This window comes from Salinicola acroporae (assembly GCF_003206615.1).
GTDB lineage: Bacteria > Pseudomonadota > Gammaproteobacteria > Pseudomonadales > Halomonadaceae > Salinicola > Salinicola acroporae.
The window spans coordinates 266602-287482 of the sequence record NZ_PZJW01000004.1 but is presented as its reverse complement, the minus strand read 5'-3'; the positions used below and the strand labels follow the sequence as shown (position 1 = coordinate 287482).

Below are 20881 nucleotides of genomic sequence, written 5' to 3'. Positions count from 1 at the left end.
GCTGCTCCAGCATCCGGCGGACTCATCGGGCGCCACTGCGCCATCCTCACGGAAATCGGCCATGGCAACGTCCCCGAAAAAAGGCAACCTTAACGCTCAAGCCTTCGACACCCTGCGCAGAGACATCATCTCCTGCACGCTGAAGCCTGGCACCACTATCACCGAAGCCTGGCTCACCGAGCACTACGCCCTGGGTAAGGCGGCGATCCGCCATGCCCTGGCGCGACTCACGCAACAAGGGCTGACCCTCAATCAGGGGCGACTGGGCTACACCGTGGCCCCGATCACCATCAAGAGTATTCGCGACAGTTACCAGGCGCGCCGGCTGATCGAGCCGGAGCTTTGCCGACTGGCGGCCGGGCGACTCGACGGCGACAAGCTACGCGCCCTGCGTGACTGCAGCTCGGCAAGCTACGACCGTAACAGCGCCGCCGAGATGATCGCTTTCTCTCAGGCAAACCACCGGTTTCATTGCCTGATCGCTCATGCCGCGGGCAACGACCGTCTAGCGCGACTGATCGAGGAGCTGTCGGACGATCATATGAGGATCGCCTATGTCAGCATGGTATATGGTCAATCGAGCGAGTACTGGAACGATGATCACGCAGGCATCGTTGCCGCGCTGGAAAGCGGTTGCGGGGACGAAGCGGCGAGATTGATGACGGAGCACCTTGCCTCGGGCGAAGAGGCGATCATGAAGGCGATTCTCAACCTTCCTGAGCTGCTGGAGACCTCGCTGAGTTCTTCGTGATCTCGGCCTATCAAACTAGGGTCGCCCGCACGTCCGCGCGACAACTTGCTAAACTGAGGGAGCAAGCGATTCGATACCGATCATCTCTCCACGCGCACGCTAAGGGGTCCCATGGCCAGCAAGAAAGACAACACCGCGAGTCGACGCAACATCAAGTCCTGGTTGACCGACATGGATGGCGTCCTGGTCCATGAGAACAAGGCCATTCCCGGTGCCGCGGACCTGATCAACCAGTGGCGGGAGCGGGAAATTCCGTTTCTGGTACTGACCAACAACTCGATCTTCACCCCCCGCGATCTCAGCGCGCGCCTGCGACACAGCGGCCTGGAGGTTCCCGAGGAGAAGATCTGGACCTCGGCACTGGCGACGGCGGCGTTCCTGCGCGACCAGGCCCCGGGGGGCTCGGCCTTCGTCGTCGGCGAGGCCGGCCTGACCACGGCGATCCACGAGGCCGGTTTCATCATGACCGACGCCAAGCCGGACTACGTGGTGATCGGCGAGACCCGCTCCTACTCCTTCGAGGCGATCACCAAGGCGATTCGGCTGATCAACCAGGGCGCCCGCTTCATCTGCACCAACCCGGACGCCACCGGGCCCAGCCAGGAAGGCGTGCTGCCGGCCACGGGCGCGGTCGCCGCGCTGATCACCGAAGCGACGGGGCGCAAACCCTATATCGTCGGCAAGCCCAACCCGATGATGTTCCGCTCGGCGCTCAACAAGCTCGGCGTCCACTCCGACGGTACCGGCATGATCGGTGACCGCATGGATACCGATATCGTCGCCGGCATCGAAGCGGGCATGCACACGGTACTGGTATTGAGCGGCATCGCCGACAAGGCCGAGATCGAACGCTACCCGTTCCGGCCCAAGGAGATCATGTCCTCGGTGGCGGAGCTGGTCGACAAGTAGCCTCGGAGACGCATCGAGGCGGCGCTCTCCGCGCCGCCTCGCCTCAAGCCTCCGACAGTAGCCGCTCCCCGAGCCGGCGGCCATTCTCGAGGCAGTCCCCTACCGCGATCCCCCCGCGCCAGTTGCCCGCCAGGTGCAGCCCGGGATGACCCTGAAGCGCCACGTCCAGCGCCTCGATGCGCCTCAGGTGGCCGAGCTCGTACTGCGGAATCGCCTGTGGCCAGCGGGTGACGCGCTGCCATACCGGCTCGCCATGAATTCCAAGGAGATCACCAAGATCGTCTTTTACCTGCGAGATCTGGGCCGCATCGTCGCCGTCGGCGGCATCCGGGTCCTGGCGGCCGCCGATGAAGACGTTGAGCAACTTGTGGCCCGTCGGTACCCGGTGGGGAAATAGCGTCGACGAGAACAGCGCACCGAGCGTACGCCGCCCCTCCGAGCGGGGAATCAGCACCCCGAAGCCATCCAGGGGGTGGGCGATATCCTGCTCGCGAAAACCCAGCGCGATGGCGTTGACCGGCGGATAGGCGATCGCCGCCAGCGGCTCCGCCAGGGCCGAGTCCGTGGGCGCTAGCAGCCGTGCCGCCACTGGGGCCGGCACCGCCAGCACCAGCGTCCCGGCGCGCCATTCCCGACCCTGATCGTCCATGACAACCCACTGCTCGCCTTCGCGACGAACGCCCTGCACGGAGCAGCCGGTATGAATGGCAGCCGTCGGCTGGGCGGCAATGCGTTGCACCAGCCGCTCGGCGAGATGCTGCAGCCCCTGGGGAAAGCTCACCAGCTTGCCACGCCACTCGGCGGGAACGCCCGCCGGGTCGCGACGCGACTGTCGCAGGCGTTTCAGGCCGCCGACGATCAGCGAGCGGTGCTCGCGCTCGATCGCCGCCAGCCGCGGCATCGCTGCCTGGACGGAGAGCCGCGACGGATCACCGGCGTAGACCCCAGAAACGAACGGATCGACCATTCGCGCGAGAATCCGTGGGCCGAGGCGGCGTTCAACGAAAGCGGCGAGCGTTTCCTCCACTGCGCTCGAGCGACCGATGAAGGGCTCTCGAGCCAGCCGTGACCAGCCACGCCAGCCAATGAGCGGGCTGGTCAACGCTTCGATCGGCTTCATCGGTAGCGCCACCGGCTGGCCGGCCATCACCACATAACGCTTGTTGGCGATGGCGTTGGCCGGCTGCGCCTCGTCGAGCAGATCGAGCTCCTCGAGCAGCGCGTAGAGCGGAGGCTTCATGATTACGGTGTTGGGGCCGTGCTCGATCTGCCATTCGCCGTCGCGCTCGGTGCGCAGGTTGCCGCCCACCCGGTGGTCGCTCTCGAGCACGGTGACGTTCCGGCCACGCCTGGCAAGCGCCCAGGCAGCAGCAAGGCCGGTGGCCCCGGCACCGACGATCAAGGTGTCGGACGGGACGTCATGTCGATCGGGGGGCATATCGGCCGGAACGTCTGGAGCATGGCTGATCATGGGGACTCGCGCCGGAGAATGTCATGCGCAGTGTACGCAGACATCGCTCGCCCCGCATCCAGCCCGCCTGCGGCGTCTTGCCACCATGCCGGCCGAGGGGATCGCTCACTGTTCGGACAAGTCGTCGGCATCGCCTGGGCCACAGCCGGGCGCCGCCACATAGATGTCGCAGTCCGGCATCACGGCGGTCTCCTCGTGCGGCGTGCCCGCCGGTGCCCAGTCGTAATCCACCAGTTGCGCGCGGTAGACCTGATTGGTGACGTAATCGTCGTTCGGCATCGACTTGCCGAAGAACGGGCTCACGTACTCCCACACGATCTCGCCTGCCGGCGTGACCTGGAACAGTCGGCCGTTCTGGCCCTCGTCGATCAGCGTATTGCCGTTGGGCAGCCGGCGCGCGCTCGAGATGAACGAGCTATAGAAGGTGTAGGGCGAACGTCCCGACATGTTGCCGGTATATTGCCACACGATCTTGCCGCTGCTCGGATTCACCTCGATCACGCGGGAGGACGAGAAGAACCCCTGCTTCGAGGGCGGGAAGCCGGCGTTGCCCTGATTGTCGAAGATCAGCAGATTGCCGGCACCCGGCAGGCCCTTGGGGATGAGGTGGACGTCGTGGGATCCCACGGTCTGATCCACGGGACGGCCAAGCTTGCCATTGAGCTGCAGGGCCGGCAGGTCGGGGCCGATACGCCAGACGATCTCGCCGCTCTGCCGGTCGACGATGAACGTGACGTTGGCGTTGCGCGAATTGACCAGGATATTGTCCGGCGCGAAGCGCTCGTCGCCGGCGTCGTACCAGCGATTGGGCCCCACCGGTACGGCCGTGTTCAGATGCAGGAAGTCAGGATCCTCGGAATCCTTGAGCGAGCGCAGGCCGGCATCGGAAAAACCCATCTCGTCGAGATGATCGCCCGCCTTCCACGTCCACACCACCTGCCCCTCGTCATCGACCTCCTCGATACCGTTCTCGATGATCGGATAATCGAACCCGTTGAGCTCGCGCATCTCGGCGGTCATCACCAGGTTGTTGCCGTTGGACAGCCGGCGCATGTCGTGATGCTGGTAGACCGGATCCTGCTGGCTGCCCCAATGCCACTGCACCTCGCCGTCCCAGTTCACCTCCGCCACGGCGGCGTTGGTGAGACCGTTGCCGGGGCTGGCGTGCTCGGGGAGCTTGTCGGCCCTCGCCAGCTGCACCAGCAGATGCCCTTTCTCGCCACCGGCCTGCTCGGCGGAGAGCGGGATGGGCGGGAAGCTCTCGTAGTCCCAACGGTGCACTTCGTTGCCGTTCATGTCGATCAGATGGGTCTTGCGGTCGCCGCCGGGGAACAGCACGAAGCCGTTGTAGGCCCGCTCGGGATCGTAGTAGGTCGTACCGGTGGGAAAGCTGCTGGGCAAGGCCAACGCCGTGGTCGCCGTGGCCATCAACCAGGCGCCCAGCAGTACCGCAACGGATCCTCTCCGTGACATCATCGCCCGTCGCTCCTTCGTCGAGTGCCGCCCTGTGCGGGCCTGGCCGGCATGGCAGCATGCCGGCAATCCTTGCCTGACCGATGATAGACATGATTCATGGCCATCGGCTTTCCGATAGACCCTCGCCACACCATTTCTATCCCCGCCCGCCAATGTTTAGCGCCTAGGCGGCGTCCGGCAGCCGTCCGGTAAACTCGGCGATCGTCATCGGCTTGGAGAACATGGGGTAGTCGTAGCGGATCGCGGCATCGTGCTCGGCCTCGCTGGTCGCGGCGACACCGTCGGTCAGCGTCAGCACCTCGAAGCCTTTCTCGTAGCCCGAGCGCATGGTGGATTCCACGCAGCAATTGGTCAGGAATCCGGCCAGCGCGATGGTTTCGATACCCTTGCTGCGCAGAATGAAATCGAGGTTGGTCGAGGCAAAGGTATCCAGCCCGCGCTTGCCCTCGATGACGATGTCACCGGCCTGTGGCGTCAGCGCATCGCAGATCTCCGCACCCCACTCGCCCTTGACGAAGGCGTTGCCGTCGACGACACCCGCGAGGATGCCGTAGGGCTGGGCGGTGATCTCGCCATAGCCGGGTGCGAAGTGAATTGGCGCGTGCAGCACGCTGACACCCGCCGCGCGTGCCGTGGCAACGAGGCGCTGGGTCTTGGTCAGCATGTCGTCACGCGCCATGACGGCCTTGACGGCCTCGTGGAGTACGCCACCGGGCGTGGTGAAGTCGTTCTGGAATTCGATCAGGACCAAGGCGGTCTTGACCGGATCGATGCGCTGGGAGAGGACAGATGTCATGGCGGGAAGCTCCTGGCAGGGATGGGCTCGCTGTCGTTCAGCTTAGTCCATCCCGGGCCACGGAGCGGCGGTAGTGCTCAGCCGTAGACCCCCTGGCTGCGCAGATAGTCATCGTAGTTGCCACTGAAGTCGACGATGCCATCCTCTTTCATTTCGATGATGCGGGTCGCCAGCGAGCCGACGAACTCGCGGTCGTGACTGACGAAGATCAACGTGCCGGGATAGTTGTCCAGCGCCAGGTTGAGCGCCTCGATCGACTCCATGTCGAGGTGGTTGGTGGGCTCGTCCATCACCAGCACATTGGGCTTTTGCAGGATCAGCTTGCCGAACAGCATGCGCCCCTGCTCGCCGCCGGAGATCACCTTCACCGACTTGCCGATGTCGTCGTTGGAGAACAGCATGCGGCCCAGCGCACCGCGCACGGTCTGCTCGCCTTCGGTGGTCCACTGGCGCATCCACTCGAACAGCGTCTCGCCGCTCTCGAAATCGGCGGCGTGATCCTGGGCGAAATAGCCCACTTCCGCCGCATCGGTCCACTTCACTTCTCCGGCGTCCGGGACCATCGTGCCCACCAGGCAGTTGAGCAATGTGGTCTTGCCGATGCCGTTGGGGCCGATGATGGCGATCCGCTCGCCAGCCTCGACCTGCAGCCCGAAACGCTCGAACAGCACGTTGTCGCCCCACGCCTTGGAGAGCTTCTCCACGGTCAGCGCATGGCGGTGGATCTTCTTGCTCTGCTCGAAACGGATGAACGGGCTCACGCGCGAGGAGGGCTTGACCTCCTCGAGCTGGATCTTGTCGATCTTGCGCTGGCGCGAGGTGGCCTGCTTGGCCTTGGACGCATTGGCCGAGAAGCGGCTGACGAACTGCTGCAGCTCGGCGATCTCGGCCTTCTTCTTGGCGTTGTCGGCGTGCAGCCGCTCCCGCGCCTGGGTGGCAGCGATCATGTATTCATCGTAGTTGCCCGGGAACAGCCGCAACTCGCCGTAATCGAGATCCGCCATGTGGGTGCAGACGCTGTTCAGGAAGTGGCGGTCGTGGGAGATGATGATCATCGTCGAGCTGCGCGCCCGCAGGATCTCCTCCAGCCAGCGGATGGTGTTGATATCCAGGTGGTTGGTGGGCTCGTCGAGCAGCAGCACGTCGGGGTCGGAGAACAGCGCCTGGGCCAGCAGCACGCGCAGCTTCCAGCCCGGGGCGACCACGCTCATCGGCTGGGTGTGCTGTTCGAGAGGAATGCCCAGTCCCAGCAGCAGCTCGCCGGCACGCGCCTCGGCGGTATAGCCCTCGAGTTCGGCGAAGCGCACCTCCAGGTCGGCGACCTTCATGCCGTCCTCGTCGCTCATCTCCGCCTGGGAGTAGATGCGCTCACGTTCCGCGGTGACTTCCCACAGCTCCTCGTGGCCCATGATCACGGTGTCGATCACCCGCTCATCCTCGAACGCGAACTGATCCTGGCGCAGTTTACCCAGCCGCGTGGTGACGTCCTTCATCACCTGACCGCCGGTTGGCTCCAGATCCCCACCCAGGATCTTCATGAAGGTGGACTTGCCGCAGCCGTTGGCGCCGATCAGGCCGTAGCGATGGCCACCGCCGAACTTGACGGAAACATTCTCGAACAGCGGCTTGGGGCCAAACTGCATGGTGATATTGGCAGTAGAGAGCACAGCGGGGAATCTCGCGGAAACGGCGTGAATGAAACGACGACAGAGGGAACGGAACGACGACAGCCGAGGCAGGCTCGACTTTCGTCTTGGACGTTCGTCTCATGCGGATTGTACGCGCATGCGGCGCCCGCTCATACGCCGCATGCCGACAGATTGCGCAGAGCGCCCCGTGTTCGGGCTTTCACTCGCCACGAGGGAAGCGCTGGGACTCCTCGACGATGTTGAGATCCATGTGGTTGCGCATGTAGCGCTGCGAGGCGTCCTGCAACGGTTGATGATCCCACGGGTAATAGTGGCCGTTGCGCAGCGCTTCATAGACGATCAGCCGCTGGGCCTGGCTTTCGCGGACTTCGGCATCGAAGCGCTGCATGTCCCAGCGCTCGCGGACCTTGGCCTGGAACGCCGCCAGCGTCTCGGCGTGGTCCGGATCGTCGGCCAGGTTGCGGGTCTCGCGCGGGTCCGCCTCGAGATCGAACAGCTGCGGCGGATCGAGCTCGCAGTGGTTGAATTTCCAGCGCCCTTCGCGAATCGTGACCAGCGGTGCCTGGGTGCCCTCGGCGGCGTACTCCATGTAGACCGGCGCCTCGCGGGTGCCGCCACGGGCCAGCGGCAGCAGCGACTGGCCATCGGTCCAGGGTGCCACCTCGGAGAGGTCGATTCCCACCAGATCGGCCAGGGTGGCGTTGATATCGATCGTGGACACCGGCGTCTCCACCGAACGCGGCTCCAGTCCCGGCGCGGCGATCATCAACGGGACTCTGGAGGAGCCCTCGAACGGACTCATTTTGAACCACAACCCTTTCTCGCCGATCATGTCGCCGTGGTCGGAGCAGACCACGATGATAGTGTTCTCGAGCATCCGGGTCCGTTCCAGCACGTCCAGAATCGAGCCGACCTTGTCGTCGATATAGGAGATATTGGCGAAATAACCGCGCCGTGCCCGGCGCACGTGCTCGGGCTGGATATCGAATTGGGTGTAGTCGTTGGCTTCGAAGACCCGCCGACTGTGCGGATCGAGCTCGTCGAAGGGCACCACATCCTGCTCTGGATCGAGGTGCTCGCAATCCTCGTAGAGGTCCCAGAACCGGCGACGAGCGACATAGGGGTCGTGGGGGTGGGTAAAGCTCACGCACATCGCCCAGGGCCGCGAGTCGTGTCCGCGGGAGAGATCGAACAGCTTCTGCTCGGCGTGGAAAGCGACCTCGTCGTCGTACTCCATCTGGTTGGAGATTTCCGCCACCCCGGCACCAGTCACCGAGCCCAGGTTGTGGTACCACCAGTCGATGCGCTCGCCGGGCTTGCGATAGTCCGGCGTCCAGCCGAAATCGGCGGGATAGACATCGGTGGTCAGCCGGGTTTCAAAGCCGTGCAACTGGTCCGGCCCCACGAAGTGCATCTTGCCGGAGAGGCAGGTCGAATAGCCGGCGCGACGCAGATGGTGGGCCCAGGTCGGCACGGCGGAGCGAAATTCCGCAGCGTTGTCGTAGACGCCGGTGCGCGACGGCAGTTGGCCCGACATGAACGCGGCGCGACCCGGCGCACATAGGTAGCTCGGGGTGTAGGCGTTGTTGAAGTTGACCGCACGCCTGGCCAGCTTCTTCAGGTTCGGCGCGTGCAGGAAATCCGCCGGCCCGTTCTCGAACAGCGTGCCATTCACCTGATCGGCCATCAGCACCAGAATATTCGGTCGCGTCATGCTTCCCCCTGCGTCGTTGTCTTGGCGTTCGAATTACCACCAGCTTGCGCCTCGCGGAAGGATCGGCGCAAACGATCAATTCGACGCCTGAGGCCAAGTGGGGCTTGGGCTAGGCGGTAGGCCGTCAAGCTCCGCTGTCGGAACCTTTCCAACCCCAGTGAATGGCGACGCCGCTTCGGCAACGGCCCGGCACAGCCACCCGCACCGACGGCATCGATGCCGCCAGCCTCGGCAACCTGCAAGGCCACTCTTCCCTGAACGAAGTCGACCGGGCTCGAATGCCAGCGTTACTCAGGCAGCAGCAAGAAATTGCCTTGGCGACCGTCACCGAGCTGCGAGTCCCCTTCGCTGTCGTCCTTGAGTGCGATCCCGGAAGCGCCCAATGCCTGCGCCTCGCGCATCAGGTAGGCCAGCAGCCTGGCGGCGTTGGCATACTTCAGTCCTCGCGGGCGGATATTGGAGATGCAGTTGCGTTCGCTGTCGCGTCGGCCTGTCCGGGGCGCCCAGGTAAAATAGAGCCCCAGGCTATCCGGCGAACTGAGTCCGGGCCGCTCACCGATCATGACGATGCTCATGCGCGCCTTGAGCGCCTCGCCGATGGGGTCGCCGATCGCGACCCGGCCCTGCTCCACCAGCGCCACCGGCCCCAGCGACAGTCCCAGCCGGTCGATCTCCGGCAGCGCGGCATCGAGAAACGGGATGGCCTGCTCATGAATCGCCCGCGCGGAGAGGCCGTCGACCACGCAGATCGAGACATCGCAGGGTTCGGACGTGATGGCCGCAAGCTCCTGCTCGGCGTCTGCGGAAAGTTGTCGGCCGAGATCCGGCCGGCGCAGATATTCGTCGCGGTCGATGGCGCGGCTGTGCAGCCGCAGCGCCAAGGGAAAGCGACGGTCCAGCGCCGGCATCAGGCGTTCGGTATCCAGCGTCATGTGCACCGCGTCGCGGGCCCGGGCGTGGTCGAGTTGAAAGGCCAGTTGGGCCGACGTTGGCAGGCTGCCGCCGACGCGTCCCAGGCCGATTCTGGCATCGGTGAGTTCGCGGAGCCGCTGCCAAGGATTGGTGACCGTGAGCGCTTCACCGGCCGCGGATGGTTGACTCTCCTTCATGACGGCAGCTCCGTGGTGCCCCTCGACCCCAGTACATGCTGGAAACGCGGCGGCAACTCACGATCAAAGGCGATGCCTTGAGCGTGGCGGTAGATGCCGCTGCTCTCCAGCCACTGCTCGAACTCCGGCGCCGGACGCAGCCCCAGCACCTGGCGCAGGTAGAGCGCGTCATGGAACGACGTGGTCTGGTAGTTGAGCATGATGTCGTCGGAGCCGGGAATGCCCATGATGTAGTGGCATCCCGCCGCACCCAGCAGCGTCAGCAGCATGTCCATGTCGTCCTGGTCGGCCTCGGCGTGGTTGGTGTAGCAGACATCGCAGCCCATCGGCACGCCGAGCAGTTTGCCGCAGAAGTGATCCTCCAGCCCGGCGCGGATGATCTGCTTGCCGTCGAACAGATACTCGGGGCCGATGAAGCCGACCACGGTGTTGACCAGCAGCGGCTCGAACTCCCGCGCGACCGCGTAGGCGCGCGCCTCCAGCGTCTGCTGGTCGAGCCCGTGATGGGCATTGGCGGAAAGCGCGCTGCCCTGACCAGTCTCGAAATACATCACGTTGTTGCCGAGGGGGCCGCGATTCAACGACAGTGCCGCTTCGCGCCCCTCCCGCAGCAGGGCCAGGTCGATGCCGAATCCGCGATTGGCCGCCTCGGTGCCGGCAATCGACTGGAACACCAGATCCGTCGGCGCGCCGCGCTCGATCGCCTCGATCGCGGTAGTGACATGGGTCAATACGCAGCTCTGGGTGGGGATTTCGTAACGGGAAATGACCTCGTCGAGCATCTTCAACAGCGTCACCACCGTGGAGGTGTTGTCGGTGGCGGGATTGATGCCGATCACGGCGTCGCCACTGGCGTAGAGCAGGCCATCGAGAATGCTGGCCGCGATGCCGGAAGCGTCGTCGGTGGGATGATTGGGCTGCAGCCGCGTCGACAGCCGGCCCGGCAGGCCGATGGTGTTGCGAAAGCGCGTGACGACCTCGCACTTGCGTCCCACCAGCACCAGGTCCTGAACGCGCATCAGCTTGGAGACCGCCGCGACCATCTCCGGCGTCAGGCCAGGGGCCAGCCGTCCGAGCGACTCGCCGTCGGCGCGTTCGGAGAGCAACCAGTTGCGGAATTCGCCGACGCTCAGCGAGGCAACCGGTGCGAACGCGGCACGATCATGACGGTCGAGGATCAGCCGCGTGATCTCGTCCTCCTCGTAGGGAATCAGCGGCTCTTCCAGGAACGTGGCGAGAGGCAGCTCCGCCAGCGCCATCTGGGCAACGGCTCGCTCCTCGGCGCTGGCAGCCGCAATCCCGGCCAGGGCATCTCCGGAACGGTGAGGCGTGGCGGCGGCCAGCAGCGCGCCAAGACCATCGAACCGATACCGCCGGCCGTCGAGATCGAAAACATGCTCACTCATGGCATCACACCTGTTGTCGTTGTTCGAGTACAAGGAGTGACCTTCAGTTTATGCCATAAACGCCCTAACGCCTGCGAGCGGCATGTCGTCGCCTTCGCGTGGCTTGCGGCTAGCTCTTCGCCAGCGCCAGGACCTCCTGCCAGAGGCCGTCGTCCAGCGTCAGCGGCGCCTGGCTGCGACGCCGGCGCCAGGTCGAAGCCCCTGGCCAGCGCACCGCCCGGCCGGGCTCGTCGGGCGTGGCGCTCGCCAGATGGTGCTGGATACCCTCGACGATGGCGTCACAGGCGGCTCGCCCGCCGAGCTGCGCGGGGTCGAACAGCATGAATATCTGGCAACTCCCTCCCCCACTGCCGCGTTCGACCCGATCGATACCGTGGCTCGGCCGGCCCTGTGCCAGCAGCGCAGCCAGAGCGTCGAGCAGTATGGACAGTCCAGACCCTTTCCAGTAACCGGTCGGAAGAAGGCGACGCGTCGCCTCGATCGCCGCCGGATCCCGCGTCAGTTCGCCGTCCGTATCGAAGCCACCGTCGACGGGAAGCTGCTCGCCGTTGAGTCGCATGGTCTGCAGCTTGCCGTAGGAGAATTGGGACATCGCCATGTCCAGCACCAGTGGACCGTCGTGATGGGGAACGGCCATGACCAGAGGATTGTTGCCGATCGACTGGGTGGCGGCACCCCAGGCCGGCATGCACGACTCCGTGTTGGTCCACATGATCGCCGCAAACCCCCGTTCGGCTGCGTGCCACCCGTAGCTGCCTCCCCGCATCCAGTGGGTCGTGTCACGCAGCGCGACCAGCCCCATGCCGTGCTCGCGCGCCAGGGCCATACCCCTTTCGGTGGCCTGGATCGCATTGCGAATGCCGATGCCGAAGTGGCCGTCGAGCACCTCGATGGCGCCGAGTCGCTGGACGGATTCCAGCGAGGCGTCGATGTCGACCCAACCCCGGCGGACGTAGTCGACGAAGCGGGGAATGCGTCCGATACCGTGAGAGTGCACCCCCTCCCGCGTGCTCTCGGCATGAATACGTGCACAGAGCGCAGCATCGTCGGGGCCCAGCCCCGCCTCGAGCAGGACCCGGTGCAGGGTGGCTTGCAATGTTGCGAAATCGACCGTCGCCATTGGACATCCTTTAGTAATACATCATACATATATCCAGCGACCATAGCGGCCGCGGTCACTCCTGCGTATTCGCCTTTAGTGGGGGGATGGGACATCGCCAGTCTTCCAACGACGGCGATGGGTTGGGCGACGAGCCTTGGCACCGGAATGCGGAGAGACACGGGATCACCCGCTTCGAGGCCATGAAAAAAGCCCTGCCGATGAATCGACAGGGCTTCTCGACGATGACGAGGCGTCACCGGCTTTCGCTGATACCAGGGCCGCCGTTGCTGGCGACCGGGCGACTCAGCGACGCAGGCCGAGCTTCTTGATCAGCGATTGATAGCGATCGAAGTCCTTGCCCTTCAGGTAGTCCAGCAGCTTACGGCGCTGGTTGACCATGCGGATCAGACCGCGACGGGAGTGGTGATCCTGCTTGTGATCCTTGAAGTGGCTCTGCAGGCCGTCGATGTTGGCGCTCAGCAGCGCAACCTGAACTTCCGGGGATCCGGTGTCGCTCTCGCCCTGACCGAACTCTTTGACGATCTCGGCTTTCTTTTCAGCGGTTAGTGCCATGAAAAACTCTCCAGCAAGCAATATGCCTGAATGATGAATATCTCGGAGACCACGCATATTTGCAGCCTCCCGTTTAACCGTCACGGGGACGGGTGCATCGAATCGATGCCGCCAGCTTGGGCTCAGGCGCCTGTCGAAACCTGCCTCGACTCGACAGGATCCGAGCCCAGTGCTGTCGTGTCGACCAGACGCCGGGGAGCGATTTCCCCCGGCGCGGTCAATTCGACCAATCCCAGAAAGGATTCGTCGCGATACAGTCTTGCCGTCGCGCCCGGCGCCAGCTCGGTGTCCGACACCGCCGCCCGCTGCCCCAGCAGCAGTCGCCGGGCCACGGTTTCCGTCACGCTGAGCGTCGGCAGATGCTCGAGCATGACATCGACCGGGAGCAGTTGCGCCAGCCGTTCCTCGCCGCTCATCGCCTCGAGCGTCTCGAAGGATAAGCGCCTTTCGCTGTCGAAGGGCCCGGTTTCCAGACGCTCCAACGCCGTGATGTGGGCGCCAAGCCCAACCGCGGCGCCGATATCCTCGGCCAGGGTCCGAATGTAGGTGCCCTTGCTGCAGCGAACCTGCAGCCAGACGCCATCGGGCTCCCATTCGAGCGGGCGCATATCATATATCGTTACGCGGCGCGGCGCACGCGCTACCGTCTCGCCCTGACGCGCCAGCTCGTAGAGCTTGCGCCCCTGATGCTTGAGCGCCGAATACATCGGCGGGATCTGTTCGATCTCACCGCGGAACCGCTCGAGCGCAGCTTCGACGATGTCACGATCCAGCGTGGCGGGCAGCGCCTGGCGCGCGATCACCTCGCCTTCGGCGTCCCCGGTCTCGGTCACGGCCCCGAACTGGATTCGGGTCCGATAGACCTTGTCGGCCTCGAGCAGGTGAGCGGAGAACTTGGTCGCCTCGCCCAGGCAAACCGGCAACAACCCGGTCGCCATCGGATCCAGCGTCCCGGTGTGACCCGCCTTGCGCGCCTGGAACAACCGTCGGGCGCGCTGCAGCGCGTGATTGCTCGACATCCCTTTGGGCTTGTCGAGCAGCAGCACACCGTTGATGGGCAGCCCCTTGCGACGCCGTGCCATCAGCGGGACTCTCCATCTCCGTGCCGGGTATCGCTCTGCCGGGATTCGTCGTCCTGGCTCGCGCCATCCGCAGCCGCCGCTTCGTCACTCTCCTGCGGGCGGTTGCTGGCAACGGCTTCGTCGATCAGCGCCGACAGCTTGTGCCCGCGCACGACGCTCTCGTCATAGTGAAAGCGTAGCTCGGGTACATGGCGAAGCTTGATACGGCGCGCGATCTGCGAGCGCAGGAAACCGGCGGCCCGCTTGAGCACAGCCAGGTTTTCCTTGACCCGAGCCGAATCGTTTTCGCCCAGCAACGTCACGTAGATGTCGGCGTAACCGAGATCCCGACTGACCTTGACCGAGCTGACCGTGACCATGCCCAGGCGCGGATCCTTGATCTCGCGTTGAATCAGCACGGCCAGCTCCTGTTGCAGCTGGTCGGCGACCCGGTCGGTTCGTTTGAATTCGCGCATCGTTGCCTCTCGAGATTCCGCCGGCGCCTATTCCGTAGAAACCTGGGCGCCGGCGGGATCCTGTCACTTACAGGGTACGCTCGACCTTGACCTGGTCGAAGACCTCGATCTTGTCGCCGATCTGGACGTCGTTGTAGTTCTTGACGCCGATACCGCACTCCATGCCGTTGCGCACTTCGTTGACGTCATCCTTGAAGCGACGCAGGGATTCCAGCTCGCCTTCGTAGATGACCACGTTGTCGCGCAGGACGCGGATCTTCTTGTTGCGGTGGACGGAGCCCTCGACGACCATGCAGCCCGCGATCGCCCCGATCTTCGGCGCCTTGAACACGTCGCGCACTTCGGCGATACCGACGATCTCTTCCTTCCACTCCGGTGCCAGCATGCCGCTCATGGCCTGCTTGACCTCGTCGATCAGCTGGTAGATGACGCTGTAGTAGCGCAGATCCAGCCCTTCACGCTCGACGATCTCCCGTGCGGAGGCATCGGCACGCACGTTGAAGCCGACCAGAATCGCTTCACTGGCCAGTGCCAGGTTGGCGTCGGTACCGGTGATACCACCGACCCCGGAGGAAACCACGGCGACCTGGACTTCGTCGGTGGAGAGCTCTTCCAGTGCGCCACGGATCGCTTCCAGCGAGCCCTGGACGTCGGCCTTGAGCACGACGTTGACCTTGGCCACCTCGTCCTGGCCCATCTGGCTGAACATGTTCTCCAGCTTGGCCTTCTGCTGACGCGCCAGACGCACCTCGCGGTATTTGCCCTGACGGAAGTTGGCGATTTCACGCGCCTTCTTCTCATCGGTCAGCACCATGAAGTCTTCACCGGCTTCCGGCGTGCCGTCGAGCCCCTGGATCTCCACCGGCATCGACGGGCCCACCGACTCGACCTGCTTGCCGAGCTCGTTGGTCAGCGCACGCACGCGGCCGTAGTGCAGGCCAGCGAGGACGATGTCGCCACGCTTGAGCGTACCGTTCTGGACCAGCACGGTCGCTACCGGACCACGGCCCTTGTCGAGGCGAGACTCGACCACGACGCCTTTGCCCGGCGCTTCCGGCACGGCCTTGAGCTCGAGCACTTCGGAAACCAGCAGCACCGATTCCAGCAGTTGGTCGATACCTTCGCCGGTCTTCGCGGAGACCGAGACGAACTGGGTATCGCCGCCCCACTCCTCGGAGATCACACCGTGCTGAGAGAGCTCGTTGCGAATCCGGTCGAGATCGGCGCCTTCCTTGTCGATCTTGTTGATCGCCACGACCAGTTGCACCCCGGCGGCCTTGGCGTGCTCTACCGCCTCGACCGTCTGCGGCATGACGCCATCGTCGGCGGCAACCACCAGGATGACGACGTCGGTGGCCTGGGCACCACGAGCACGCATGGCGGTAAAGGCCGCGTGGCCAGGCGTATCCAGGAAGGTGACCCCACCATGTTCGCCTTCGACGTGGTAGGCGCCGATGTGCTGGGTGATACCGCCGGCTTCGCCGGTCGCGACCTTGGTGCGACGAATGAAGTCGAGCAGCGAGGTCTTGCCGTGGTCGACGTGCCCCATGACGGTGACGACCGGCGAGCGGGTAATCTCGTCGCCTTCATAGGAGATGCCTTCGAGCACTTCGGTCTCGAGCGCATCTTCCTTGACCAGCTTCGGCTTGTGGCCCATCTCCTCGACCACGATCGCGGCAGTGTCCTGATCGATGGTCTGGTTGATGGTCACCGCCGCGCCCATGTTGAACATGGCCTTGATCACTTCGTTGGCCTTGACCGACATCTTGTCCGCCAATTCCGCGACGCTGATCGATTCCGGCAGCGCGACTTCACGCACGATCGGCTGGGTCGGCTTCTGGAATCCGTGCTGGTTGTCGCCGCGACCGCGACGGCTACCCCGACGCTCGGCCCGCTTGACCTTCTTGGCACCGCCACCGCGACGACGCTCGGAACGGTCGTCGTCGTCGTCTCGACGGCCACGACGGCCCTGATCGCGCTCCTTGTCCTTCTTCGGATGGGCGCGACGGTTCTCCGTCCGCGGCTCCTTGGGCGGTGGCTCGACGAACGGCTGGCTGCTGGACGTCGGCTCCTCGTCTTCCACCTGCGGCTCCTGGGGAATGTCATCCCCCGGTGCCTGAGGCTCGGGCGCGGGAGCGGCCGCCTTGTTGGAGCTCTCCTGGCCGGCGGTCAGATCCGACGTCGGCGCGTTGGCCGCCGCTTCCGCCGTGGCCGCAGCCTGCTCGGACTGCTGCTGCGCCTGATCGGCCATGTCGCCGACGAGCTGACGCGGGCCCGCATCCTCGGCCGGTGCTTCCTCGACCGGCTCCGCATCCCGCTTGACGTAGGTGCGTTTCTTGCGCACCTGCACCTCGATGGTCTTGCCACGCTCGCCCGAACGGATCTTGCTGCGGGTATTGCGTGTCAAGGTGATGCGATTGCGCGGGCCGCGGCCACCACCATGACTCTTGGTCAGGTGATCGAGCAGACGTTGCTTGTCCTCTTCGGAGACCGCGTCGCTTTCCTTCTGATGCGGCAGACCCGCATCCTTCATCTGTTCAAGCAGACGGGACACATCGCGTCCCACCTTGCCGGCAAACTCTTTTACGGTCATGTCTGACATTACGACCCTCCTGAACCCGTGACCACGTTACTCTTCGCTCTGAAACCAAGGCGCACGGGCAGTCATGATCAGTGCCGCTGCGCGCTCCTCGTCCACGTCGTCGATATCCTTCAGATCCTCGATGGACTGTTCTGCGAGGTCCTCCATGGTGACGATGCCACGGCTGGCAAGAATGAAAGCCAGGTGGCGGTCCATGCCGTCCATCGTGAGAAGGTCTTCGGCGGGCTGAGCGCCATCCAGTTGCTCTTCCGATGCGATGGCCAGGTTGAGAAGCTCATCCTTGGCCCTTGCACGAAGTTCCTCGACCAGATCCTCATCGAACTCTTCGATCTCCAGCATCTCTTCGACCGGCACGTAGGCCAGTTCTTCGATCGTCGTGAACCCTTCCTCGACCAGGATGCGGGCGACGTCTTCGTCGATCTCGAGATGGTTGATGAAATATTCGACCAGGCTGTCGACTTCCTGCTCGCGTTTACCCTCGGCTTCATCGATGGTCATGACGTTGAGCGTCCAGCCCGTCAACTCGCTGGCGAGCCTCACGTTCTGACCGCTACGACCAATGGCCTGAGCGAGGTTGTCCTCGCCGACGGCGACGTCCATCGAGTGGGCGTCCTCGTCAACGAGGATGGAGGCGACTTCCGCCGGCGCCATGGCGTTGATCACCAGTTGCGCGGGGTTGTCGTCCCATAAAATGATATCCACGCGCTCGTTGCGCAGCTCGTTGGATACCGCCTGCACGCGCGACCCGCGCATGCCGACACAGGCGCCGACTGGATCGATCCGCCTGTCGTTGGTCTTGACCGCGATCTTGGCCCGCGCACCGGGGTCGCGAGCCGCGCCCTTGATCTCGATCAGCTGCTCGGCGATCTCCGGCACCTCGATCTTGAACAGCTCGACCAGCATGCCCGGCTTGGTCCGCGACAGGATCAACTGGGAGCCACGCGCCTCCGCGTCGACTTTCCACAGCAGCGCGCGCACACGCTCGTTCATGCGGTAGCGCTCGCCGGGGATCATCTCGCCACGGGGCAGGAAGCCCTCGGCGTTCTCGCCGAGATCGATGATCAGCCCGTCACGTGTCGTTTTCTTGACGATACCCGCAACCAGTTCGCCTTCCCGCTCGGAGTACTGCTTGACGATCTGGGCACGTTCGGCCTCGCGCACCTTCTGCACGATCACCTGCTTGGCGGTCTGCGCGGCGATACGGCCGAAGGCCACCGACTCGACCTGCTCTTCGACCACGTCGCCGACGGCCAAGGGAGGCTCGCGCGTTTCCGCTTCGGAGAGCGGAATCTCGCGATCTTCGCTGAGATAGTCTTCGTCTTCGACCACCACCCAGCGACGGAAAGTATCGTACTCGCCGGTGCGGCGATCAATCTGGACCCGGACGCTGACGTCCTGTCCCTCGAAGCGCTTGCGCGATGCGCTAGCCAGTGCCGCCTCGACAGCCTCGAAAATGACGTCTCGGGGCACGCTCTTCTCGTTGGAGATGGCGTCAACGACCAGCAGTATCTCTTTGCTCATGCCTATGCCTCGCCGAAAAACCGGTTCTTGGTTTCGAATTCTTGGTCTCGAATTACTGAGTCATCGAACAACAGGTGATGGAATTCAGTCGTCGAACTGCGGGACGACGCGAGCCTGATCGATGCTTTCGATGGGAAAGCAGTACTCTTCCGAATCGATGTGCAGCAGCACCTCGTCGCCATCGATGCCGGCCAGGCGCCCCTGGAACTTGCGACGCCCATCGAAGGCGGTGCGTAGCTTGAGCTGCACCACATGACCGCTGAAGCGCGAAAAATGATCGAGCGTGTAGAGCGGGCGATCGAGACCTGGAGAGGAAACTTCCAGGCTGTAGTTGCCCGAGATCGGATCTTCGACATCCAGCACGCCGCTGACCTGACGGCTGACACTCGCGCAGTCGTCGACCGAGATTCCATCGGGGCTGTCGATGTAGATCATCAGCTTGGAATGCTTGCCCTGAGCCAGATAGTCGAGGCCCCACAACTCGAAACCCATGGCGGTGACCACAGGTTCGATGATCGCATACAGTGCTGCGTCCTTGGTGACCACAAACGACTCCTACAGCAGTTGCATCAGGCACCTGACCGGGAGTTGAGAGAAATGCAAGGTGCTAGGTGGCTGACTGGCATTGACGTCGGCAGCGCCATCAACGGCGACGAGCGCTGGCATCGACAAGGCTGCTAACAAAAAGCCCCTTCTCAGGAAGGGGCCTTTCAAAAAACTTGGTAGCGGGGGCCGGATTTGAACCGACGACCTTCGGGTTATGAGCCCGACGAGCTACCAGACTGCTCCACCCCGCAACATCAGGTTGGCGATTATAGGAACGGCCTTGAGATGGGTCAAGGAAGGCCGCGATATCGCCGAATCCTCAGCAACAAGAATTCATCAGTACCGTCCAGCGGTTCAAGTCGAAAAGACCGGAAAAACTTGACGATGGTGCCGAAGGCGGGACTTGAACCCGCACGACCGTAAGGTCACTACCCCCTCAAGATAGCGTGTCTACCAATTCCACCACTTCGGCATCAGGGGCGTGCAACGCCTGCGCGCCACACTCAATTCGCTGCATTCATAGCTTTCATCGAAGGCAGCGAATTTTCCTTTCCACTCAAGGATTTGACGATTCCTGATCGCCACCTTCCTCGAGTGCTGGCGCAGCATTATTCCCGCTTTGGGCACCATCGTCAAGGGTCGGAGCACCATTATGTTGCTGCTCGATCACCTGGGCATCCGGAATACCGCTCTGCGGCGCGCTGCCGGCATTGGCGGCGAAGTACGCCAGGCCCAGCGAGGTCACGAAGAAAAGCGCCGCCAGGCCACCCGTCAGCTTGGACAGGAACCCGCCGCTGCCGCGAGAGCCGAACACCGTCTGCGAGGAGCCGCCGCCGAATGCGGCGCCCGCTTCGGCGCCCTTGCCCTGCTGAAGCAGGACCAGAACCACCAGCGCAATGGCGACGAGAACGTGTAACAACAAAACTGCTATCTGCATGAAATCAACCTGCTGACTGACAAATCGCTTTGAAATCGGCGACCTTGAGCGAAGCTCCACCGATCAGGCCGCCGTCGATATCTTCCTGGGCGAGCAACTCCGGTGCATTGCTCGCGTTCATGCTACCGCCATACAGCAGGCGTAGCGCATCGGCCAACCCCGAGTCGTAGCTTGCCTGATAGCCGCGAATCGCAGCCATCATCTGCTGGGCCTGCTCCGGCGTGGCAGTGCGCCCGGTCCCGATCGCCCACACCGGCTCGTAGGCAATCGTCATCATTCGACGCTGTCCGGGCTCAAGCCGGGCCATGACATGGCCGACCTGACGCAGCACGACCTCCTCGGATCGACCGGCGTCGCGCTCCTCGAGGGTCTCTCCCACGCAGAGAATCGGCTTGAGCCCCGCGGTGAGCGCAGCAAGGACCCGCTCGTAAACCTGTTCGTCGCTTTCGTGGTAGAGCTGGCGACGCTCGGAGTGGCCGGCCAACACGTACTCGACACCGAACTCGACGAGCATCTGACCACTCACCTCGCCGGTGCGAGCCCCGGAGGGCAGCGGATTCAGCGTCTGGGCGCCCAGCGCGAGAGGCGTGCCCGCAAAAGCGCTGCGCGCCGCATCGAGATAGGGAAACGGGGGATGGATCACCACATCGACCGGCGACGAAAACTCAATCCCGGCAAACGTCCGACCGAACGTCTCGATCAATTCTGCCGAGCCGTTCATCTTCCAGTTACCTGCGATCAGCGGCTTGCGCATGCTACCTCCCATCGGTGGAGCGACATGG

18 protein-coding genes and 2 tRNA genes are annotated in these 20881 nt (G+C 63.9%); 2 read left to right on the top strand and 18 right to left on the bottom strand.

What is annotated here, in order from left to right; genetic code table 11:
* The first annotated feature begins 61 nt into the window (after positions 1-61).
* Both DOM54_RS06785 and DOM54_RS06780 read left to right on the top strand, forming a co-directional pair.
* Entirely contained in the window at positions 62-751 is a 690-nt protein-coding gene (locus DOM54_RS06785) for a GntR family transcriptional regulator (RefSeq protein WP_110715596.1), read from the top strand.
* A 111-nt stretch (positions 752-862) separates the two neighbouring features.
* Positions 863-1660 (top strand): HAD-IIA family hydrolase, encoded by a 798-nt coding sequence (locus tag DOM54_RS06780; protein WP_110597697.1) that lies wholly within the window; start codon positions 863-865, stop codon positions 1658-1660.
* A 43-nt stretch (positions 1661-1703) separates the two neighbouring features.
* Here the strand turns inward: DOM54_RS06780 and hemG are convergent, their stop codons facing one another.
* From hemG to tpiA, 18 genes are all read right to left on the bottom strand, one after another.
* Positions 1704-3098: a protoporphyrinogen oxidase gene (gene hemG, locus DOM54_RS06775; protein ID WP_110715852.1), complete on the bottom strand. Its 1395-nt coding sequence runs from the start codon at positions 3096-3098 to the stop codon at positions 1704-1706.
* A gap of 138 nt (positions 3099-3236) precedes the next feature.
* Positions 3237-4607 (bottom strand): aryl-sulfate sulfotransferase, encoded by a 1371-nt coding sequence (locus DOM54_RS06770; RefSeq protein WP_110715595.1) that lies wholly within the window; start codon positions 4605-4607, stop codon positions 3237-3239.
* Between the two features lie 163 nt (positions 4608-4770).
* On the bottom strand, positions 4771-5403 hold the full coding sequence (locus DOM54_RS06765) for a cysteine hydrolase family protein (RefSeq protein WP_110715594.1): 633 nt from the start codon (positions 5401-5403) through the stop codon (positions 4771-4773).
* 77 nt (positions 5404-5480) lie between these two features.
* Positions 5481-7070 (bottom strand): ABC-F family ATPase, encoded by a 1590-nt coding sequence (locus DOM54_RS06760; RefSeq protein WP_110715593.1) that lies wholly within the window; start codon positions 7068-7070, stop codon positions 5481-5483.
* 181 nt (positions 7071-7251) lie between these two features.
* Positions 7252-8766: a choline-sulfatase gene (gene betC, locus DOM54_RS06755; RefSeq protein ID WP_110715592.1), complete on the bottom strand. Its 1515-nt coding sequence runs from the start codon at positions 8764-8766 to the stop codon at positions 7252-7254.
* A gap of 287 nt (positions 8767-9053) precedes the next feature.
* A complete protein-coding gene (eutC, locus tag DOM54_RS06750; protein WP_110715591.1) occupies positions 9054-9875 on the bottom strand; it encodes an ethanolamine ammonia-lyase subunit EutC in 822 nt (273 codons plus the stop codon).
* Complete coding sequence (locus DOM54_RS06745) at positions 9872-11281, bottom strand: ethanolamine ammonia-lyase subunit EutB (protein ID WP_110715590.1); 1410 nt, start codon at positions 11279-11281, stop codon at positions 9872-9874. The genes eutC and DOM54_RS06745 overlap by 4 nt, the downstream gene beginning before the upstream one ends.
* 109 nt (positions 11282-11390) lie before the next feature.
* Positions 11391-12401: a 3-dehydro-L-gulonate 2-dehydrogenase gene (gene yiaK / locus DOM54_RS06740; RefSeq protein WP_110715589.1), complete on the bottom strand. Its 1011-nt coding sequence runs from the start codon at positions 12399-12401 to the stop codon at positions 11391-11393.
* A 285-nt stretch (positions 12402-12686) separates the two neighbouring features.
* Positions 12687-12956 (bottom strand): 30S ribosomal protein S15, encoded by a 270-nt coding sequence (gene rpsO / locus DOM54_RS06735; RefSeq protein ID WP_071230933.1) that lies wholly within the window; start codon positions 12954-12956, stop codon positions 12687-12689.
* A gap of 122 nt (positions 12957-13078) precedes the next feature.
* Entirely contained in the window at positions 13079-14038 is a 960-nt protein-coding gene (truB, locus tag DOM54_RS06730; protein WP_110715588.1) for a tRNA pseudouridine(55) synthase TruB, read from the bottom strand.
* Positions 14038-14493 (bottom strand): 30S ribosome-binding factor RbfA, encoded by a 456-nt coding sequence (gene rbfA / locus DOM54_RS06725; RefSeq protein WP_110715587.1) that lies wholly within the window; start codon positions 14491-14493, stop codon positions 14038-14040. Before rbfA ends, truB begins: the two co-directional genes overlap by 1 nt.
* 67 nt (positions 14494-14560) lie before the next feature.
* Complete coding sequence (infB, locus tag DOM54_RS06720; RefSeq protein ID WP_110715586.1) at positions 14561-17095, bottom strand: translation initiation factor IF-2; 2535 nt, start codon at positions 17093-17095, stop codon at positions 14561-14563.
* Positions 17096-17122: 27 nt separating this feature from the next.
* Positions 17123-18616: a transcription termination factor NusA gene (gene nusA / locus DOM54_RS06715; protein WP_110597716.1), complete on the bottom strand. Its 1494-nt coding sequence runs from the start codon at positions 18614-18616 to the stop codon at positions 17123-17125.
* A gap of 84 nt (positions 18617-18700) precedes the next feature.
* Entirely contained in the window at positions 18701-19162 is a 462-nt protein-coding gene (gene rimP / locus DOM54_RS06710; protein WP_110715585.1) for a ribosome maturation factor RimP, read from the bottom strand.
* A 174-nt stretch (positions 19163-19336) separates the two neighbouring features.
* Positions 19337-19413 (bottom strand) — tRNA-Met (locus tag DOM54_RS06705).
* Positions 19414-19547: 134 nt separating this feature from the next.
* Positions 19548-19634, bottom strand: a tRNA-Leu gene (locus tag DOM54_RS06700).
* A gap of 84 nt (positions 19635-19718) precedes the next feature.
* On the bottom strand, positions 19719-20099 hold the full coding sequence (secG, locus tag DOM54_RS06695) for a preprotein translocase subunit SecG (protein ID WP_110715584.1): 381 nt from the start codon (positions 20097-20099) through the stop codon (positions 19719-19721).
* A 4-nt stretch (positions 20100-20103) separates the two neighbouring features.
* A complete protein-coding gene (gene tpiA, locus DOM54_RS06690; RefSeq protein WP_110715583.1) occupies positions 20104-20853 on the bottom strand; it encodes a triose-phosphate isomerase in 750 nt (249 codons plus the stop codon).
* Positions 20854-20881: the final 28 nt, after the last annotated feature.

What these genes read in the sequence shown, in the direction of transcription:
- secG (WP_110715584.1), bottom strand. Translation starts at nt 20,099, where the DNA reads ATGCAGATAGCAGTTTTGTTGTTACACGTTCTCGTCGCCATTGCGCTG.
- DOM54_RS06745 (WP_110715590.1), bottom strand. Translation starts at nt 11,281, where the DNA reads ATGAGTGAGCATGTTTTCGATCTCGACGGCCGGCGGTATCGGTTCGAT.
- DOM54_RS06785 (WP_110715596.1), top strand. Translation starts at nt 62, where the DNA reads ATGGCAACGTCCCCGAAAAAAGGCAACCTTAACGCTCAAGCCTTCGAC.
- truB (WP_110715588.1), bottom strand. Translation starts at nt 14,038, where the DNA reads ATGGCACGGCGTCGCAAGGGGCTGCCCATCAACGGTGTGCTGCTGCTC.
- DOM54_RS06770 (WP_110715595.1), bottom strand. Translation starts at nt 4,607, where the DNA reads ATGATGTCACGGAGAGGATCCGTTGCGGTACTGCTGGGCGCCTGGTTG.
- rbfA (WP_110715587.1), bottom strand. Translation starts at nt 14,493, where the DNA reads ATGCGCGAATTCAAACGAACCGACCGGGTCGCCGACCAGCTGCAACAG.
- nusA (WP_110597716.1), bottom strand. Translation starts at nt 18,616, where the DNA reads ATGAGCAAAGAGATACTGCTGGTCGTTGACGCCATCTCCAACGAGAAG.
- betC (WP_110715592.1), bottom strand. Translation starts at nt 8,766, where the DNA reads ATGACGCGACCGAATATTCTGGTGCTGATGGCCGATCAGGTGAATGGC.
- rpsO (WP_071230933.1), bottom strand. Translation starts at nt 12,956, where the DNA reads ATGGCACTAACCGCTGAAAAGAAAGCCGAGATCGTCAAAGAGTTCGGT.
- DOM54_RS06765 (WP_110715594.1), bottom strand. Translation starts at nt 5,403, where the DNA reads ATGACATCTGTCCTCTCCCAGCGCATCGATCCGGTCAAGACCGCCTTG.
- hemG (WP_110715852.1), bottom strand. Translation starts at nt 3,098, where the DNA reads ATGCCCCCCGATCGACATGACGTCCCGTCCGACACCTTGATCGTCGGT.
- eutC (WP_110715591.1), bottom strand. Translation starts at nt 9,875, where the DNA reads ATGAAGGAGAGTCAACCATCCGCGGCCGGTGAAGCGCTCACGGTCACC.
- tpiA (WP_110715583.1), bottom strand. Translation starts at nt 20,853, where the DNA reads ATGCGCAAGCCGCTGATCGCAGGTAACTGGAAGATGAACGGCTCGGCA.
- DOM54_RS06780 (WP_110597697.1), top strand. Translation starts at nt 863, where the DNA reads ATGGCCAGCAAGAAAGACAACACCGCGAGTCGACGCAACATCAAGTCC.
- infB (WP_110715586.1), bottom strand. Translation starts at nt 17,095, where the DNA reads ATGTCAGACATGACCGTAAAAGAGTTTGCCGGCAAGGTGGGACGCGAT.
- yiaK (WP_110715589.1), bottom strand. Translation starts at nt 12,401, where the DNA reads ATGGCGACGGTCGATTTCGCAACATTGCAAGCCACCCTGCACCGGGTC.